The sequence below is a fragment of the Xanthomonas sp. DAR33341 genome (genome assembly GCF_003992815.1).
Classification (GTDB): domain Bacteria; phylum Pseudomonadota; class Gammaproteobacteria; order Xanthomonadales; family Xanthomonadaceae; genus Xanthomonas; species Xanthomonas cissicola.
Genome location: NZ_QEYV01000016.1, coordinates 1 through 15,384 on the forward strand (window position 1 = coordinate 1; position 15,384 = coordinate 15,384).

General features: G+C 60.0%; 25 protein-coding genes, 1 tRNA gene and 1 pseudogene. 24 read left to right on the top strand and 3 right to left on the bottom strand.

Features of this window, described 5'->3' with window-relative positions; translation table 11 throughout:
* The 6 genes and pseudogenes from EO156_RS04260 to EO156_RS04285 all read left to right on the top strand — a co-directional run.
* Positions 1-483: pseudogene (locus EO156_RS04260) on the top strand (phage tail tape measure protein); the annotation flags it as partial.
* A gap of 12 nt (positions 484-495) precedes the next feature.
* Positions 496-897 carry a phage tail protein gene (locus tag EO156_RS04265; protein WP_016851190.1) on the top strand — a complete coding sequence of 134 codons (402 nt, stop codon included), beginning with the start codon at positions 496-498 and terminating at the stop codon, positions 895-897.
* Positions 894-1,880, top strand: coding sequence for a phage late control D family protein (locus EO156_RS04270; protein WP_016851189.1), 987 nt, complete (start codon positions 894-896; stop codon positions 1,878-1,880). Before EO156_RS04265 ends, EO156_RS04270 begins: the two co-directional genes overlap by 4 nt.
* A gap of 85 nt (positions 1,881-1,965) precedes the next feature.
* Complete coding sequence (locus EO156_RS04275) at positions 1,966-3,114, top strand: hypothetical protein (protein ID WP_162098679.1); 1,149 nt, start codon at positions 1,966-1,968, stop codon at positions 3,112-3,114.
* Positions 3,095-3,418 (top strand): STAS-like domain-containing protein, encoded by a 324-nt coding sequence (locus EO156_RS04280; RefSeq protein ID WP_157382238.1) that lies wholly within the window; start codon positions 3,095-3,097, stop codon positions 3,416-3,418. The genes EO156_RS04275 and EO156_RS04280 overlap by 20 nt, the downstream gene beginning before the upstream one ends.
* A gap of 79 nt (positions 3,419-3,497) precedes the next feature.
* Positions 3,498-3,887, top strand: a complete 390-nt coding sequence (locus tag EO156_RS04285; RefSeq protein ID WP_162098678.1) for a hypothetical protein — start codon at positions 3,498-3,500, stop codon at positions 3,885-3,887.
* Between the two features lie 306 nt (positions 3,888-4,193).
* Here EO156_RS04285 and EO156_RS04290 read toward each other — a convergent pair whose 3' ends face one another.
* Positions 4,194-4,622: a helix-turn-helix domain-containing protein gene (locus EO156_RS04290; RefSeq protein ID WP_026007241.1), complete on the bottom strand. Its 429-nt coding sequence runs from the start codon at positions 4,620-4,622 to the stop codon at positions 4,194-4,196.
* Positions 4,623-4,688: 66 nt separating this feature from the next.
* Here EO156_RS04290 and EO156_RS04295 point away from each other — a divergent pair, with 66 nt between their 5' ends.
* From EO156_RS04295 to EO156_RS04365, 16 genes are all read left to right on the top strand, one after another.
* Complete coding sequence (locus EO156_RS04295) at positions 4,689-4,943, top strand: DNA-binding protein (protein ID WP_016851187.1); 255 nt, start codon at positions 4,689-4,691, stop codon at positions 4,941-4,943.
* Between the two features lie 6 nt (positions 4,944-4,949).
* Positions 4,950-5,261, top strand: a complete 312-nt coding sequence (locus EO156_RS04300) for an ogr/Delta-like zinc finger family protein (RefSeq protein ID WP_080573074.1) — start codon at positions 4,950-4,952, stop codon at positions 5,259-5,261.
* Between the two features lie 25 nt (positions 5,262-5,286).
* Positions 5,287-5,565: a hypothetical protein gene (locus tag EO156_RS23890; RefSeq protein ID WP_080573073.1), complete on the top strand. Its 279-nt coding sequence runs from the start codon at positions 5,287-5,289 to the stop codon at positions 5,563-5,565.
* Positions 5,562-5,801, top strand: coding sequence for a hypothetical protein (locus EO156_RS04310; protein WP_011038118.1), 240 nt, complete (start codon positions 5,562-5,564; stop codon positions 5,799-5,801). The genes EO156_RS23890 and EO156_RS04310 overlap by 4 nt, the downstream gene beginning before the upstream one ends.
* A 3-nt stretch (positions 5,802-5,804) precedes the next feature.
* The gene (locus EO156_RS04315) at positions 5,805-8,492 is read left to right on the top strand and encodes a toprim domain-containing protein (RefSeq protein WP_016851185.1); all 2,688 of its coding nucleotides are present in this window, start codon (positions 5,805-5,807) and stop codon (positions 8,490-8,492) included.
* Positions 8,493-8,785: 293 nt separating this feature from the next.
* Entirely contained in the window at positions 8,786-9,004 is a 219-nt protein-coding gene (locus tag EO156_RS04320) for a hypothetical protein (protein WP_016851184.1), read from the top strand.
* The gene (locus tag EO156_RS04325; RefSeq protein ID WP_016851183.1) at positions 9,001-9,279 is read left to right on the top strand and encodes a hypothetical protein; all 279 of its coding nucleotides are present in this window, start codon (positions 9,001-9,003) and stop codon (positions 9,277-9,279) included. Before EO156_RS04320 ends, EO156_RS04325 begins: the two co-directional genes overlap by 4 nt.
* Positions 9,276-9,539: a hypothetical protein gene (locus tag EO156_RS04330; RefSeq protein WP_016851182.1), complete on the top strand. Its 264-nt coding sequence runs from the start codon at positions 9,276-9,278 to the stop codon at positions 9,537-9,539. The genes EO156_RS04325 and EO156_RS04330 overlap by 4 nt, the downstream gene beginning before the upstream one ends.
* A 78-nt stretch (positions 9,540-9,617) precedes the next feature.
* Positions 9,618-10,028 (top strand): hypothetical protein, encoded by a 411-nt coding sequence (locus EO156_RS04335; RefSeq protein WP_016851181.1) that lies wholly within the window; start codon positions 9,618-9,620, stop codon positions 10,026-10,028.
* Positions 10,021-10,197, top strand: coding sequence for a hypothetical protein (locus EO156_RS23895; RefSeq protein ID WP_164517441.1), 177 nt, complete (start codon positions 10,021-10,023; stop codon positions 10,195-10,197). The genes EO156_RS04335 and EO156_RS23895 overlap by 8 nt, the downstream gene beginning before the upstream one ends.
* Positions 10,190-10,465: a hypothetical protein gene (locus EO156_RS04340; protein ID WP_026007240.1), complete on the top strand. Its 276-nt coding sequence runs from the start codon at positions 10,190-10,192 to the stop codon at positions 10,463-10,465. Before EO156_RS23895 ends, EO156_RS04340 begins: the two co-directional genes overlap by 8 nt.
* On the top strand, positions 10,462-10,707 hold the full coding sequence (locus EO156_RS04345; RefSeq protein WP_016851178.1) for a hypothetical protein: 246 nt from the start codon (positions 10,462-10,464) through the stop codon (positions 10,705-10,707). The genes EO156_RS04340 and EO156_RS04345 overlap by 4 nt, the downstream gene beginning before the upstream one ends.
* Positions 10,704-10,976 (top strand): hypothetical protein, encoded by a 273-nt coding sequence (locus EO156_RS24595; protein ID WP_016851177.1) that lies wholly within the window; start codon positions 10,704-10,706, stop codon positions 10,974-10,976. Before EO156_RS04345 ends, EO156_RS24595 begins: the two co-directional genes overlap by 4 nt.
* The gene (locus EO156_RS04355) at positions 10,973-11,179 is read left to right on the top strand and encodes a hypothetical protein (protein WP_016851176.1); all 207 of its coding nucleotides are present in this window, start codon (positions 10,973-10,975) and stop codon (positions 11,177-11,179) included. Before EO156_RS24595 ends, EO156_RS04355 begins: the two co-directional genes overlap by 4 nt.
* On the top strand, positions 11,176-11,397 hold the full coding sequence (locus tag EO156_RS04360) for a hypothetical protein (RefSeq protein WP_016851175.1): 222 nt from the start codon (positions 11,176-11,178) through the stop codon (positions 11,395-11,397). Before EO156_RS04355 ends, EO156_RS04360 begins: the two co-directional genes overlap by 4 nt.
* Positions 11,397-12,596, top strand: coding sequence for a tyrosine-type recombinase/integrase (locus EO156_RS04365; protein ID WP_026007239.1), 1,200 nt, complete (start codon positions 11,397-11,399; stop codon positions 12,594-12,596). The genes EO156_RS04360 and EO156_RS04365 overlap by 1 nt, the downstream gene beginning before the upstream one ends.
* A 145-nt stretch (positions 12,597-12,741) precedes the next feature.
* On the opposite strand, the gene EO156_RS04370 is transcribed toward EO156_RS04365, so the two are convergent.
* Positions 12,742-12,817, bottom strand: a tRNA-Lys gene (locus tag EO156_RS04370).
* 47 nt (positions 12,818-12,864) lie between these two features.
* Entirely contained in the window at positions 12,865-13,539 is a 675-nt protein-coding gene (queC, locus tag EO156_RS04375; RefSeq protein ID WP_016851173.1) for a 7-cyano-7-deazaguanine synthase QueC, read from the bottom strand.
* A gap of 274 nt (positions 13,540-13,813) precedes the next feature.
* Between queC and EO156_RS04380 the strand changes: the two genes are divergently transcribed.
* Entirely contained in the window at positions 13,814-14,821 is a 1,008-nt protein-coding gene (locus EO156_RS04380) for an HWE histidine kinase domain-containing protein (RefSeq protein WP_016851172.1), read from the top strand.
* Positions 14,818-15,177 carry a response regulator gene (locus tag EO156_RS04385; protein WP_003482555.1) on the top strand — a complete coding sequence of 120 codons (360 nt, stop codon included), beginning with the start codon at positions 14,818-14,820 and terminating at the stop codon, positions 15,175-15,177. The genes EO156_RS04380 and EO156_RS04385 overlap by 4 nt, the downstream gene beginning before the upstream one ends.
* Positions 15,178-15,384: the final 207 nt, after the last annotated feature.

Here is a 15,384-nt window from a genome sequence, read left to right on the forward strand (position 1 = left end):
GACATGATCAGCGGCCTTGTCCAGGGCATCCGCTCCAAGCTCGGCGCCGCTGCCAATGCGATCGCCAGCGTCGGCACGGGTGTGGTCGATCGCTTCAAGGGCCTGCTGGGCATCCACAGCCCGTCGCGCGTGTTCGCCCAGTTGGGCGACTTCACCATGCAGGGCCTCACCGTAGGTCTGCAGCGCGGCCAGGGCGCGCCTGTGCAGGCCGTCATGGCCCTTGGCAACCGGATGCGTGCGGTGGGCGCCGGCCTGGCCCTGGCGACGGCCACAGCGCCTGTGGCGGCGATCGATAGCCGCGCGCCACTGTCGGCCCCTGTGCGCGCCGCCAGCGCGCCTGCAGGCGGCAACAGCTACGTCATCCACGTCCATGCCGCACCGGGCATGGACGCGACCGCACTGGCGCGCGAAGTCGCCCGCCAGATCGAAGAACGCGAACGGCGCACGGCGGCCACGCGCCGCTCCAGCCTGCGCGACGACTGAGGATCCACCCCGATGATGATGTCCTACGGCACGTTCGTGTTTGCCCTCGATAGCGCCGCCTATCTGCAGCTGCAGCGGCAGATGAGTTGGCGCCACGCCACCAGCGAGCGCGTCGGCGCGCGAGCGGCCAGCCAGTTCCTGGGTCCAGGCGATGAAACCATCGAGCTGTCGGGTCTGATCGCGCCGGACCTGACGGGCACGCGTGGATCGCTGACCACTCTGCGCAGACTCGCAGCAGCCGGCGAGCCGCTACCGCTGGTCGATGGCACTGGCTGGGTCTATGGGCCGTATGTGCTGCTGGCTGTCAACGAGACGGCCTCGCTGTTCTTCCCAGATGGCACACCGCGCCGCGTCGAGTTCCAACTGAGCCTGCGTCGCACCGACGACGTTGCGCCCGAGGCAACTGCCGCATGAGCTACCCGATTCCGCAGTGGCGCGTGGTGCTTGATGGCACCGACCTCACCGAGCGCATCGCACCGCGCCTGCTCGATCTCACCCTCACCGAATGCCGTGGCGGGGAAGCCGACCAACTGGATCTGCGCATCCACGACCACGACGGCAAGATGGCGCTGCCCAAACGCGGCGTGCGCCTAGCCGTTGCATTGGGCTGGAAAGCCACCGGCCTGGTCGACAAAGGCACTTTCATCGTCGACGAGGTGGAATACAGCGGTGCGCCGGACATCATCACCGTGCGCGCGCGTAGTGCGGATCTGACTGCGGACATGCGCACACGCCGCGAGCGCAGCTGGCACAACACCACCCTGGGCACCGTGCTCAACACGCTCGCTGGCGAGCATGGACTGACGCCGCGCGTGGCAGAGGCGCTGGCACGCACTAAGTTGCCCCATCTCGACCAGTCCAACGAGAGCGATATGAATCTGCTCACGCGCCTGGGCCAGCGCTTCGATGCGGTCGCCACGGTCAAAGCAGGAGCATTGGTGTTTGCGCCGATAGGCGCCGGCACCACGGCGACCGGCAAGCCATTGCCCACCGTCACGCTGACGCGTCGCGATGGCGACCAGCACCGCTACTCCGTGGCCGACCGCGACGCCTACACCGGCGTGCGCGCGTACTGGATGGACAAGGGCAAGGCGCGGCGGCAGTCGGTGCTGGTAGGCACAGACGACAACGCCAAGCGCCTGCGCGAGTCGTATGCAGATGAAGCAACGGCACGCCAGCATGCGCATGCTGAGTTCGAACGCGTGAAGCGTGGGACGGCAAAGTTCGACTACACGTTGGCGATTGGAAGGGCCGAGCTGTATCCGGAGCAGAGTGTTACAGTCGGCGGATTCAAGCCAGCGATAGATTCGCAAGGGTGGATTATCTCTCGGGCCACTCATTCCGTCAGTAGAGTCGGCTTCCAAAGCCACCTAGAGCTTGAGATATTCAGTGACTAGGCCGGTTGAAGTAAGAATTCCCCCTATAGTTGGCAGGCGGAAATTGTTGGTAAGCTGTTAAAAATATTTCCTATGGAGGGGTAACTTGAAAAAGACCGGGCATCGAGACCCTAAGGATGGCCTTAAACACACGGTTCGCTCCAAGGACCGTGAGCGCCGAAATATTAAAAGAAAGGATTGCAATTATATTTCTGGCAGATACGGCCAGCACATACCAACGAAGAACTATAAATTTAAACTAAAAGGGAAAGTGCGTGGAACTGAATTTGTGCGCCTTCCCGCCACAATGGATTTGTCGTCTGACGAAAATAGAAATGATGTTCTTTCCGCAATCGCACGCATAAAATCTGCGTCTCTATATGGCAACTATCGTAAGGTTGTGCTTGATCATACTTCAGTAACATCTATGTCTCCCGAAGTAGCGATGCTGATGCTTGCGGAAATTCAAAGATGTAGAATTTACTGCGAACCAAGGACGCAGCTCACCGGCACTTATCCCGCAAACCATGATGTCTCTCATCTTTTGACGGAAATAGGTTTCTATAAATCATTAGGAATAAAAGCTCCCAAGCTTCCAGCGACCTACGACTCGCGGACTTACATCCGAGTCGAGCGGCATAACAAGATCTTAGCAAAGGTAGCTGACGACCTACTCACATGCTTTGAAACTGAATTCACTTTTTCACCTGAAGATAAGCGCCGTCTCCAGATAGCGTTAGTAGAGTGTATGGACAATGTCTTTCAGCACGCATACGTTTTTAACGAATCATGTCCAGCTGAAGCACATTTGTTTCGTGAATGGTGGATGGTCGGCTATTCAGATAGCACAGACAAATCGATTTCATTCAGTTTCCTAGATCAAGGTAGAGGCATTGCTTCTACAATTCGGCGCAAGCTCGGCCGCAGTGTGATTGGCAAGTTGGGGGCCTGGCATGATGGTCACTTCATTTCACGCGCCGTGCGAAAACGCATCTCTAGAATCGACTCAAAACGCCGAGGTCACGGACTGAAAAAGCTCAAAGCATTCGTAGATAGGCTTGAGTTTAACGGAACTCTTCGTGTACTGGCGAACAATGGCGATGTACAATGGACCACAGGACAGAAAAGTGTCGAACGTTCGATGCCCACGGAACTATCAGGAACTTTGGTGGTCTGGTCTCTAAAGCCACCCCAACTGTTGCCGACCACTACAATATCTCATGCTGACTCAGACCATGAAATCCACCATGTTTAACGTAGCCAAATCTTTTTCTCGCTTCCCAGGGGGACGAAGGAAAGATCATGGCCAGTTTTCAGGAGAAGAATTTCGTAATAAAGTCACTATTCCCCTGCTTGATAGTTACGATCATGTTACTTTTGACCTTTCCGGCACAGTCGGCTATAGCTCAGGCTTCTTAGATGAGGCTTTTGGTGAGATTGGCAAAATTCTTGGAATAAGCGAGGCAAAGCGCAGGGTAACAATCTTGGCTCAAGATGATCCTGAGGCTGTTGAAACAGTCTGGCTTCGTATAAGCGAAGCATCAGCGGAATCCCGTTAATCTAATGGTTGCGACCCCTTGGTGGTTTACAGTTATATGTATTCTACTCACAGGCCTCATCACCGACAGGCTTTCTCGCATGAGAGAGGCATCTGCACGGAAGACCGCAGATGTAAAACGCTGGCGTGAAGATTTGACAGAGGAACTCCATGAATGGTGCGCAGCTGCGAGTGAGCACTATACATCCCAAGACTCCATTAAAAACACAGAAAAATCTGCAGCATTGCTAGTAGCTGGGTATCGAAGAATTCGACGCAATGCCGGCAAGTTTCCAACCATAAATATAGCTGATGGGGCTAAATGCCGAAGGTTGATGACTGATTTGGATGAGCTTGTAACAGGCGATCCTGATTTCGAAAATCAAAACCGCGCTCTACGACCAGCAAGAGATCCACTTTTAACTGAAATGCATAATCTTGCAGAGAAAATTGAGAATACATTTAATTTTCCGAGGAAAGAAAAATCCTGAATCACTTGTTTTCTTAAGTGTTCCACCTATTAGGTTCGCGAATTCTTATTTAACTTACTTGTTTTTAGGAGTTTTCCTACATAGATTTAGCAGTCAATGAGCCATGATTGCGCCGGGATGTCAGGCCATCTCGAACTGTCAGGATGACGGCTATTCGAACGCACGGAGCCACGCGCCGACACCTAAAGAAGCCACCGGTTAGAAGTCGGTGGTCTTTTCTTTGCGAGCTAGCAAGCTCTACAGTTCAGGCAGGTATAGCCGATAACGGCCAATTTCCCAAGACCATCTGTCCCACTAGCAGCTGCACTAGCTGCTCTTTTTTTTGGCTTTCTTTCCGCCCAGGTTGATGGTCAGTCCGGGCTGACTGATATCGCCGCTTAGCGCTTGCCCAACTTCGTTGGCATGCATCACGAACTTGTGCCGGCCTGATGCTTTCACCGCCGCACCTAGCGCTGCGCTGACGGCCAACTTGATCTCTGGCGAGGCAACACGATAGGCCGACAACACCTGTGCCTCATCTGTGCTGATGCCGTTGCGCTCGCCCGTGAGCACATAGAGCACATCGATCCCCAGCGTAGTAGCCGCGAGCAGGTATGCACCGCCGGGCAACTGTTCGCCTTCTTCTTTTTCAAAGTTGACCTGAGCACGCTTCGTCAACCCGCAGCGTTCCGCCAACTCGGTCTGTGTCAGACCAATGCGCTTGCGCTCTTCCTTCAACCTCAAACCAACCGACACAAAAATCTCCTTGAAAGGTGAACTTAAGTTCCCTATTCTTGCCGTACACCAACGTGAAGCACCGATATGCCTGCACGCCGCAAGACCACTGCCACACCTCACACACGCACTACAGATGAAGCCCGAACGTGGCTTCGTGCCAATGGCATCACCATTGCTGCATTCGCTCGTAAACATGGCTTGAGCCGCGATGTTGTGGGCGATTTGCTACTTGGCAGAACAGTTGGGAATTTCGGAGACACACACCGCGCAGCAGTGCTGCTGGGCCTGAAACCGAACCCGGATTCTGCCACACAATCCCCGAAATCCTCGCGGAACTAGGCGGGCATGTCAGCCGTCCTTCCACGACGAAAAGCGGTCTTCATTTGTGAGGCCTGTGGGTCGTCACTGCACAAGCGCAGTAGCTATCTCACGCATCGTTTCCTGCGCAACGACGTGTACGTCTGCGACAACCCGGTGTGTGGGGCCAGCTACACCGGTCATACCGAACTGACGGGCCTGTGCAGCCCTAGCGGCATGCCACACGCACACAGCGATTTGCCGCCGACACCTGGCTACCTCCGCGCAATGGCACTCAAGGCGTACCGGGAGGTCGCCAATGCCCCGCAGATGGATCTTCTAGACGCCGCAGCACCGTAGTTTTCAGCCTCAGGGGGCATCAATGATGGGCAAGATCGAGCTTGCGGACCTTACGTCCGCTCAACAGTTGTGCCTGCAATCCGCCGTTCGCTGCGGTGGTCTGACCAAAACCGGTGCCGAATACGCACCGCGTTACCACCACGAGCGCGAAGTTGGACGCACCTACGAAACAGCCACCGTGGCGCAGTTGATGCTGCGCGGTCTGCTCATGAGCAGCCGCACACACTCCATGCATGCGCTGGCGACCGATGCGGCAATGGAACTGCTGGACTACGGCAGCGTTGCGCGGGAGATCAGCGCATGAGCCAGAGCAACGGATGGGCTACCGCCCAGGCGCCGCGCTTTGTTGACGCGCCTTCTCAAGCCAGCCAGCAGTACGTGGCGCCGCACAAGAAGCGGGAACAGGCCGATGTGCTGCGCCTGCAGGTGGAAGCGCACCTGGCGAGCGGCGGTGCTTACGAGGTGATCACCACACCGCGCCCGATCGGCAAGAGCCTGGCTGCGCTGGCGCTGCGCTCCACTGTGCGCAAGGGCGGCTGATCCATGCAGGAGGATCTACGGCAACTGGTGCTGCAGCGACTTGAGCGCGACTATGGCCTCAAGCATCGCAGCGGCACCAGCTACATGCGCGGCGGCGTGTGCCCAGCTTGCAGCAAGAAGGAGCTCTACACCTTCGAGCCGAAGCCGTGGGTCATCAAATGCGGCCGCGAAGCCAAGTGCGGCCACGAACTGCACGTCAAGGATCTGTACGACGACCTGTTCGACGATTGGTCCAAGCGCTTTCCGATCACCCAGGCCTCGCCAACCGCATCGGCAGACGCCTATCTGGAATCCTCGCGCGGCTTCGCGCTGGCGCCGCTGCGTGGTCTGTACACGCAGGAAAGCTACTACGACATCAAGGTCAAGGAGGGCACCGCTACGGTGCGCTTCGCGCTCGACAAGGGCGGCTGGTGGGAACGCCTGATCGATCGGCCGCACAGGTTCGGCAAGCAGAAGGCGCGCTTCGCGCCAGGCAAGAGCTACGCGGGAGCATGGTGGTGCGCGCCGGCGGCTGCAGAATTGATGCGCACGGCGACCGAGGTGTGGATTGTCGAGGGCATCTTCGATGCGATCGCGCTGCTGCAGCACGGCGTCTGCGCCGTGTCCGCCATGTCGTGCAATGCCTTTCCTGATGAGTCCCTGCGGCAGCTGGCGAAGCTACGCGCCGGCAATCTGCCGACGCTGGTGTGGGGCCTGGACAACGAGCCTGGCGCGCGCGACTACACCCACAAGCATGCCCGCCGCGCCGATGCACTGGGCTTCAAGAGCCGTGCGGCGCTGATCGCGCAGCCGGTCACCGGCAAAAAGATCGACTGGAACGATCTGCATCTACGTGCACAGGCAGGCGGCGACAGCCAGAAGCAATGGGACGCGGCGCTGACCGAAGCGCGCTATCAGGGCGATTTGCTCATGGCCCGCTCGGCGATCGAGAAGGGCTTGCTCATGTACGACCACAACCAGGCTTCCGACTTCTGGCTGGAGTATCGCTCGCGCTTGTACTGGTTCGAGTTCGACACGGTGCGATTCGAGAAGCTGCTGCGCGACGTGGAGCCGGAAGAAGACAGCGAGATCGATCCGGACAAGCTGGCGAAGATCCGCCGCGCCGCGTGCTCGGTGAACAAGATCGCCAACTGCTATCCGGAAGCGCTGTATTTCCAGCGCCAGGAGGTCACCGACGAAAGCTGGTACTACTTCCGCATCGACTTCCCTCACGACGCGAACAGTGTCAAAGGCACCTTTACAGGCGGCCATATCTCCAGCGCCAGTGAGTTCAAGAAGCGCCTGATCAGCCTGGCCGCCGGTGCGATGTTCACCGGTAGCGGCCACCAGCTCGATCGCCTGATTGAAGAGCAGACCGAGGCAATCAAGACCGTGGAGGCCATCGACTTTGTTGGCTACTCCAAGGAACACCGCGCCTATCTGCTTGGCGACATCGCGGTGCGCGATGGTGAGGTAGTCACCGCCAACGAAGAGGATTACTTCAGCTTCAAGAAGCTACGGCTGAAGAGCACGCAGAAGTCGATCCGCTTAGAGATCCAGCGCGATCCAGAGGCCTTCCGCATGGATTGGCTGCCGTGGCTGTGGCAGTGCTTTGGCACGCACGGCATGGTCGCCATGACGTTCTGGTTCGGCTCACTGTTCGCCGAGCAGATCCGCGCCGGGCACAAGAGCTTCCCGTTCCTCGAAGCTACTGGTGAAGCTGGCGCCGGCAAGACCACATTGCTGACCTTCCTGTGGAAGCTGCTGGGCCGTTCCGACTACGAGGGCTTCGACCCAGCAAAGTCGTCCAAGGCCGGCCGCGCACGCGCCATGGGACAGATCTCCGGTATGCCGGTAGTGCTGCTGGAAGCGGACCGCAGCGAGCCAGACAAGGCACACGCAAAGACGTTTGAGTGGGACGAACTGAAGGACTTCTTCGGTGGCGGCACACTGGCGACACGCGGCGTGCGTAACGGTGGCAACGACACCTACGAGCCACCATTTCGCGGCACGATCGTGATCAGCCAGAACGCAGCAGTCGATGCGTCCGAGGCGATCCTCACGCGCATCGTGAAGCTCCACTTCAAGCGCCCGCAGGTCACCACAGAAAGCCGCATCGCGGCAGACAACCTCAACGCACTGCAGGTCGAGGAACTGAGCCACTTCCTGATCAAGGCGGTGCGCTGCGAGGGCGCCATCCTGGAGAAGTTCGCCGAGCGAGTGAAGTTCTACGAGGCGCGCCTGCGCGAGAAGCCGGATCTGCGCCTGGAGCGCGTCATCAAGAACCACGCACAGATGCTGGCGCTGCTGGATTGCCTGCGCATGGTGATCACCATTCCCGAAGAGATGATCAAGGCCACGCGCGATGCGTTGCTGGAGATGGCGTTCGAACGGCAGAAGGCGATCAGCGCCGACCACGCGCAAGTAAACGAGTTCTGGGAGGTCTACGAGTACTTGGAGGCCTCCGGCAACGGCAAGCCTGTGGTGAACCACAGCCGCGACAATAGCCGCATCGCGATCAACCTCAATCAGTTCGCGGGCAAGGCGGCGCAGTTCAGTCAGGTCGTGCCCGATCTCAAGGTGCTGCGCGGCCTGTTGGCGGATTCGCGCCGGCACAAGCTGGTGTCGGCCAACACCGCCGTCAACAGCGCCGTGCTCACCAAAGGTTTCGGCGCCGGCACAACCGTGAAGTGCTGGGTGTTCTCGAAGTGAGCACCGCAGATTTCCGCATTTCCCCGTTGACACGCGCCAAGGATCGGAGCGACTATTCCTACGTCGCCGCACAATCGGTGACCGGGCTTGGCGGCCTGACTGTCAGCGGCGAAAGCCGCATCGAGCATTCTCTGCGGCTTTTTTCGTGCCCGGCGTTGTCTATTTTTTATGGACGGTCGGACGGGGAGGTTGCAAAGCCTGCCGGCGCTGACCCGGTCCGCCAACCCCGTTCGGTCGTCCACCCTGCTTGGCGGCGTGGTGGACGGTTCGCTTATCGAACTGGAGTCAGCACCATGTCCTACGACACCCAAGAAGCGCCCGCGTCTGCGGCGCGCCAGGTCGCACACTATTTCGGCCTGATCGCCAACACCCTCGAATGGAACCATGCCGCGTGGCTGAGCCTGATGGCGCGCCTAGAAGGCACTGGCAAGGCTATACACGCCCTCACGCTTGCCGACGTTGAAGCCACGATTGCTGCCGTCGATGCGGCGTATGCGGAGGCGCAACGATGAGTACCAACAAGCAGTTTCGCGTCTGCGCCGGCGTCATCCTCAGCTTCGAGATGATGCAAGGCTATGTGCTGGCAATGCTGCATTCCGATGCACAGCACGATGTCGCGCCTGTTCTGATCGCTTGCGAAGCAACGGGCTTTGATGACGTGTTGTTGGGTGGCGATGCGCAGAGCGTCGTGCTGGGCCGGCTGCATGTCTGCATGCGTGTGGATCCTGCCGCCGACGTGCTCACCTGGCTGCAGAAACAGGCTCGCGCGAACGGAGCCGCACGATGAACAGCGTGCGTGCAACCGCTTATCCAGAAGACGCCGACTATACGATCAGCGAAGAAGAACACGACCGCCTATGGCGCGTGCAGCAAGCAGCCAGCTTGCTCGCCACCCTCAATCACGACATCGCCACGCGCGCAGGAATCAGTCACGACGGCATTGCAGCAGTTGCCGATTTCATGCGCGAAGAATTGCTCGATATCGCCTGCAGCGCCAGGCACCTGCGCGAAGCCAGCAAGCCGCCAACCGGCGCCGATTTGATTTGACCTGTTCCAGCGGGTCCGGCGGGCGGTGCGTCAACACCGCCCCTGGACCTTCCATCAACGAAGCTCGAGGAGAGCCACATGCAACAGCACGCTGTTACACGCCCGCAGATTTCCAGTGCCGGACCCGGCCAGGAGGCTACCACGCCCGCCGAAGCCGCCTTCGACTTAGCCGCATGCAAGGAATGCAGCGCGATCGCCACGCTCTACATCACCCACGACGCAGTCGTGGTGGTGGCCGCTCTGACCATGGGGCAGAACAGCAGTGCCGCCCAGCGCTGGGAGCGCCGCCGAGGCCCTGGCAAAGGATGGAAGCTGATCAACGGCCCACGCCTGTTCACCAGCGAGGCCGACCGGATCAGCAATGCGCTGGCCGAATTTATGGACAATCTGGATTTTCCTTTCGACCTGGCCAACATGCTGCCGCGCCGCCCGACCGCCGCTGCCGAGGCGGCGATCGCTGCTGCCGCGCGTGAGGTGGCGCATGCTTAATTTGGTCCTGATCATGATTGCGCCGACGATCGGCGGCGCGCTGCTCTACCGCCTATGGATCTCGCGCCCGACGCGTACCGCACATATCGGGCTGGCCGTAGGGCAGATCCCGCAGCGCCTGCGCCGCCGTCGCGCCATGGCCGTGCGCCGGGTGGTGGCCCATGGTTGAGTCAATCGTGGTCTATGGGCCGATGGCCAGCGGCAAGTCGCTCAACGCCGAGGCGATCTGCCAGGCCTACGGCCTTAAACGCGTGGTGGAGTTGGACGAGCGACTGCAACGCAAGGGCGAGGACTGGCAACTGAGCCAGAACGATGTGCTCATGTTGACCAATGACCAGGCGCTGGCCGAACGCACGGCGCAGCGCATGCGTGTCAAAACGGTTGCGATCACCGAGGCTCGTCTGCGGGTTGGCGCCGCGTGGAGGGCGCTGCGATGAACCTTGATCGCGTCATTGCTGTATCCCGCGCTGCACAGCGCAACGACGGCCCCGGTCCGCTGTCTACCGGGGAAGCGTTGACCGCTGCCCTGGTGCTCAACCGGCACGACTGGCTCGCGGACATGGATTACACCATCGCGCAGGCGCTCGATCGGATCGATGAAGACACCATTGCGCACCTATGGCAGGCAGAGCGAGCGATCCGGAACGGCGCGGGGGCAGCGGAGGAAAATACCGCATGACACAGCGCGAGATCTCGCACCCTGAGCCGCTTCCCGCCTGCAGGGCCGGTCATGCGGGCCGACACATCGTTGATGGCCGTCGCCTGCAGGCCGGCGGCGGACACGTCATTGAGTGTCGATGCGGCCGCACCAAGAAGCACTCCGCCTTCGACCAGGCACTGGCCGAATGGAAGCGGATGCACCGCATCCGCGTACCACGACAGACGGCGCCAGCCGACAGCAACGTGGTGCAGCTGGGCCTACGCCTGCGCGGAGGCACCGGCCAATGAGCGATGAGGAAACAGAAGTACACCGGCGCCAATGCGAAGCGCTTTACTGGCTGCGACAGGGGTACACCGACGCCAGATCGGTCGCCCTGTTGCAGCAACTGGTCGCCGCCAAGCGTGGCGACCAGGCGGCGCAGGATCTGCGCGACGAGATGCGCGAGCAATGGAAGAGCCGCCGGCAGTGGCAGAAGGAGCAGCTGCTATGACCGGGCGAATCCTGCATTTCGTCGACCTGCAGCGCATCTGTTCGCCGGACGGCCCGGCGCCACGCCTCACCGTCGTCTGCCGCTGGGCTGACCGCGAAGGCATCCGCTACCGCTACGACCGCAAGGGTCGGATATGGACAACGATCGACGCAGTGAATGCCGCGCTTGGCATCGCCGAGCCTGCGGCCAACCAAGAAAATGCCATGGAGCTGATCTGATGGGACGCGGTAGAAAACGGAAGTTCAACCCAGCCATTCCTAGCCATGTTGACCAACAAGCTCTTCCTCAAGGGCTTTATTGGGAGAGCAACCGCTGGTTCATGTATGAGCCTCATAAAGAAGGAGGGCGTCTCACGAAGCGAACAGTTGCGCTTGCCAGTGCACGTCTCTCCGAGCTGCATGCGATTGTCGAAGCGGCTAGGGGAGGTAGCGCGCAAGGGACGCTGGCCTATCTTTGCGATCATTTTCTTGGCACCCCGCCGATTGCCGCATCCAGTGAGTTCAAGGAACTCGCGGCGGGGACGCAGAAAGACTATCGCCAATGCGCTGCTGCGGCGTGCAGCTACGTGCTGAAGGACGGTTCCACCCTGGGAAAGATGCAAGTTGCGCGGATGAATATCCCTATGATCCAGCGTCTTGTTGAGACGCTGGCAAACGGACGCTCCGCCAGTGCGTCGCAGCCATTGATTGAGCCCCGTCCAAGCAAGGCAAATCACGTCCTGCGTTTCCTCAGAAGGTTGTTCTCTTGGGGGATGCGATTCGGGCTTTGCGCCCACAATCCTGCCAAGGGCGTGCGGCAGGCGAGGGAGCTGGCCGAGCATAAAATGCCGGAGTCCGATGCGTTTGCCACGATTTTAGACTTCGCTCGCCAGCGCGGTCGGCTCAAGGCACACAGCCTTGGCAGCGTCTCTCCCTACTTACATGCGGTGATGCAATTGGCTTACAACCTGCGACTTCGTGGGGTTGAGGTCACCGAACTCACTGACGCACATGCTGACGAGGTCGGGATCCGGAGCAACCGGCGCAAAGGCTCTCGGGACAACATCACCACGTGGAATGACGAATTGAGGGAGGCTTGGCAGTGGCTGGTCGGCTATCGGAAAGATGCAATGTCGGCGCGCGGCCGCCCCGTGGAGCTGAAGCCCGAAAAACGTCGCCTTCTGGTCAATCAGTCAGGTACACCCCTAAGTAAAGGGGCGCTGGACAGCGCATGGCAGCGGATGATGCAGATGGCGATTCGAGAGAAGGTCATCAGGGAAGATCAGCGCTTCTCGCTGCACGGTCTAAAGCATCGCGGCATCACCGATACGGTTGGGAACCGCGCCGACAAGCAAGACGCAGCTGGGCACAAGTCGCCTCAGATGACTCAACGTTACGACCACCAGGTACCCGTCGTGAGTCCGCCGAAAAAGCAGTGACCGCACAGCGCTGCAGTTGCCGAACTCGTGGCTGCAGCGCGACTCAGTGGGGCCGTGGAACAATGAAATTCAGGTTTTTTTTCCAACAATTTTTCCAAACGCACAAAAAAGGCGCCATAGGCGCCATCTAAGTCATTGAATTTATTGGTGGGCCGTGATGGATTCGAACCATCGACCAAAAGATTAAAAGTCTTCTGCTCTACCGACTGAGCTAACGGCCCACTGACCCGACATTGCGTCGGGGTGCGCATTCTACCCTACGCGAGCGTCAAGACAAAATGGCGTAGTGTGTGGGGTCGGGAATGCCCGCATCGGCGAAGCCGGCCGCGCGCAGGCGGCAGGCGTCGCAGTGGCCGCAGGCGCGCCCATCCGCATCTGCGCGGTAGCAGGAGACGGTGAGGCCGAAGTCCACGCCCAGGCGCACGCCTTCACGGACGATGTCGGCCTTGCTGAGGAACTGCAGTGGTGCGTGCACGCGCAGCCCCGCGCCTTCCACACCTGCCTTGGTGGCCAGGTTGGCCAGCACCTCGAAAGCCCGCACGAACTCGGGACGGCAATCGGGGTAGCCAGAGTAGTCCACCGCATTGACGCCACAGAACAGATCGTTGGCGCCGATGACCTCGGCCCAACCGAGCGCCAGCGACAGCATGATGGTGTTGCGCGCGGGCACATACGTAACGGGGATACCGTCGCCGCCAGCGTCGGGGACCTCGATGTCGTCGGTCAAGGCCGAGCCGCCGATGCTGCGCAGGTCCACGTCGACCACCTTGTGCGCAATGGCGCCCTGCGCGGCAGCAACGCGCGCTGCAGCGTCCAGTTCCGACGTATGGCGTTGGCCATAACGAACGCTCAGCGCGTAGACGGCAAAGCCCTGCTCCTGCGCGAGTGCGATGACGGCGGCGGAATCCATGCCACCGGACAATAGAACAACGGCTTTTTTCATGGCGAATCGGCGATCACTGCGGAAGAAGCCCGAAGGCTATCAGGGACGATGGTGCAGGGCGACCAGGAGCCGGTCATCGATCCAGGTTTGGCTGCCGCGGGTTGGCCGGCACAGGCAGGAAACAGTGGAATGCGCTTGCGGTATTGGCCGATCGCAAGTGGTTTCTCCCGGCGGCGGCGCGCGTCTGCTTGAGCTGATCCGACGTCAAATACGCGTGATCAGGCGTTCACGTAAGTCCATTTATCGTTCGCTTCAATTTTAGGACCATGACGCAATGGCCGAGCATCAGGAAGACGCAGCGAAATCGCGCATTTACGAGGCCCTGCTGCAGGCAACACCGGATCTTTTGTATGTGTTCGATATCCAGCATCGCTTCGTCTACGCCAATCAGGCGTTGTTGACGATGTGGGGAATGCGCTGGGAAGACGCCTGCGGCAAAACCTGCCTGGAACTGGGCTACGAGCCCTGGCATGCGGCCATGCACGATGAAGAGATCGAACAGGTGATCGCAACAGGCCAGCCGGTGCGCGGCGAGGTGCCATTCCCGCATACGACCAAGGGCCTGCGCATCTACGACTACATTTTTACCCCCGTGTTCGGACCCGACGGCAAGGTCGAGGCGATCGCCGGCGCCACGCGCGACATCACCGAACACAAGCAGCATGAGCAGCATCTGCAGCTGTTGATCAACGAGCTCAACCACCGGGTCAAAAATTCGTTGGTGATGGTGCAATCGCTGGCGCGCCAATCGTTCACCAATGCCGGCAGCCTGGGCGACGCACAGGAAAAGCTTGATGCGCGCTTGCTGGCGCTGTCGCGCGCACACGACACGCTGACGCGCGAAAATTGGGTCAGCGCCGACATCCTGGAACTGACCCGCGACGCTGCCGCGCTCTATGAGTCGCACGACGGCCAGCGCTTCACGTTGCAGGGTGATTCTTGTCGCCTTGATCCGCGGCGCGCATTGGCGCTATCGATGGCGCTGCATGAGCTGTGTACCAACGCGCTCAAGCACGGCGCATTATCCTTGCCAGCTGGGAATGTACTGGTTTCGTGGGAGCGCATCACACGCGGCGAGCAGGAGCTGCTTGAATTGATCTGGCGGGAAGCCGGGGGGCCGCCGGTGCAGCCACCCACGCGCAAGGGGTTCGGCACGCGTCTTCTGGAGCGTGGTTTGAAGCACGACCTCAAGGGCGAAGTTGAGCTGTCCTTCGATCCGGCTGGCGTGTGTTTCCGTGTGTCCATCCCGTTGCCGCGCGAGCATATCGAGGCACGGCCATGACCATGCGCGTGCTCCTGGTCGAAGACGAATCGTTGGTGGCGATGCTCCTGGAGGATTGCCTGGCGGAACTGGGTTACGAGGTGGCGGCAACCGTGGCCGACGTGGACGCCGCGCTGCAAGCGGTGCAGGCAGGCAACCTCGACCTGGCACTGCTGGACATCAATCTTGGCGGCACCTTGTCGTTTCCGATTGCAGAAGAACTGGACGCGCGCGGTGTTCCGTATATCTTCGTGACCGGCTATGCCCAGGGCGGGATTCCCGAAAGGTACCGGCACCGGCACGGCCTGCAGAAACCCTTCCATTTTCGTGATCTGAAGCATGCGCTATCGCTCTTGCAGCACCGCAGCGCCGAGTGATCCAGCGCGGGTTTACTGCAGTTGAACGACATTGTTGCGGGCGAGGAGTTCGATATCGCCGACCGCCACAGTGCCAGGGCGCGCATGGCACGGTCGGCATTCAATCGGCGCGGATAATGCCTTGAATCACCGCTTGGGCGTGCCTGCCCACTGATTACCTGGCTAACGTGGCAGGTGCAGCCAACGCGGCGATTAGGGCCGGTAAAC

Bases quoted from the DNA above. Each gene is read 5' to 3' on its own strand.
- EO156_RS04385 (WP_003482555.1), top strand. From the start codon at position 14,818: ATGACCATGCGCGTGCTCCTGGTCGAAGACGAATCGTTGGTGGCGATG.
- queC (WP_016851173.1), bottom strand. From the start codon at position 13,539: ATGAAAAAAGCCGTTGTTCTATTGTCCGGTGGCATGGATTCCGCCGCC.
- EO156_RS04315 (WP_016851185.1), top strand. From the start codon at position 5,805: ATGCAGGAGGATCTACGGCAACTGGTGCTGCAGCGACTTGAGCGCGAC.
- EO156_RS04355 (WP_016851176.1), top strand. From the start codon at position 10,973: ATGAGCGATGAGGAAACAGAAGTACACCGGCGCCAATGCGAAGCGCTT.
- EO156_RS04365 (WP_026007239.1), top strand. From the start codon at position 11,397: ATGGGACGCGGTAGAAAACGGAAGTTCAACCCAGCCATTCCTAGCCAT.
- EO156_RS23895 (WP_164517441.1), top strand. From the start codon at position 10,021: ATGCTTAATTTGGTCCTGATCATGATTGCGCCGACGATCGGCGGCGCG.
- EO156_RS04380 (WP_016851172.1), top strand. From the start codon at position 13,814: ATGGCCGAGCATCAGGAAGACGCAGCGAAATCGCGCATTTACGAGGCC.
- EO156_RS04335 (WP_016851181.1), top strand. From the start codon at position 9,618: ATGCAACAGCACGCTGTTACACGCCCGCAGATTTCCAGTGCCGGACCC.
- EO156_RS04280 (WP_157382238.1), top strand. From the start codon at position 3,095: ATGAAATCCACCATGTTTAACGTAGCCAAATCTTTTTCTCGCTTCCCA.
- EO156_RS23890 (WP_080573073.1), top strand. From the start codon at position 5,287: ATGGGCAAGATCGAGCTTGCGGACCTTACGTCCGCTCAACAGTTGTGC.
- EO156_RS24595 (WP_016851177.1), top strand. From the start codon at position 10,704: ATGACACAGCGCGAGATCTCGCACCCTGAGCCGCTTCCCGCCTGCAGG.
- EO156_RS04270 (WP_016851189.1), top strand. From the start codon at position 894: ATGAGCTACCCGATTCCGCAGTGGCGCGTGGTGCTTGATGGCACCGAC.
- EO156_RS04300 (WP_080573074.1), top strand. From the start codon at position 4,950: ATGTCAGCCGTCCTTCCACGACGAAAAGCGGTCTTCATTTGTGAGGCC.
- EO156_RS04340 (WP_026007240.1), top strand. From the start codon at position 10,190: ATGGTTGAGTCAATCGTGGTCTATGGGCCGATGGCCAGCGGCAAGTCG.
- EO156_RS04360 (WP_016851175.1), top strand. From the start codon at position 11,176: ATGACCGGGCGAATCCTGCATTTCGTCGACCTGCAGCGCATCTGTTCG.
- EO156_RS04265 (WP_016851190.1), top strand. From the start codon at position 496: ATGATGATGTCCTACGGCACGTTCGTGTTTGCCCTCGATAGCGCCGCC.
- EO156_RS04295 (WP_016851187.1), top strand. From the start codon at position 4,689: ATGCCTGCACGCCGCAAGACCACTGCCACACCTCACACACGCACTACA.
- EO156_RS04310 (WP_011038118.1), top strand. From the start codon at position 5,562: ATGAGCCAGAGCAACGGATGGGCTACCGCCCAGGCGCCGCGCTTTGTT.
- EO156_RS04285 (WP_162098678.1), top strand. From the start codon at position 3,498: ATGAGAGAGGCATCTGCACGGAAGACCGCAGATGTAAAACGCTGGCGT.
- EO156_RS04345 (WP_016851178.1), top strand. From the start codon at position 10,462: ATGAACCTTGATCGCGTCATTGCTGTATCCCGCGCTGCACAGCGCAAC.
- EO156_RS04325 (WP_016851183.1), top strand. From the start codon at position 9,001: ATGAGTACCAACAAGCAGTTTCGCGTCTGCGCCGGCGTCATCCTCAGC.
- EO156_RS04330 (WP_016851182.1), top strand. From the start codon at position 9,276: ATGAACAGCGTGCGTGCAACCGCTTATCCAGAAGACGCCGACTATACG.
- EO156_RS04320 (WP_016851184.1), top strand. From the start codon at position 8,786: ATGTCCTACGACACCCAAGAAGCGCCCGCGTCTGCGGCGCGCCAGGTC.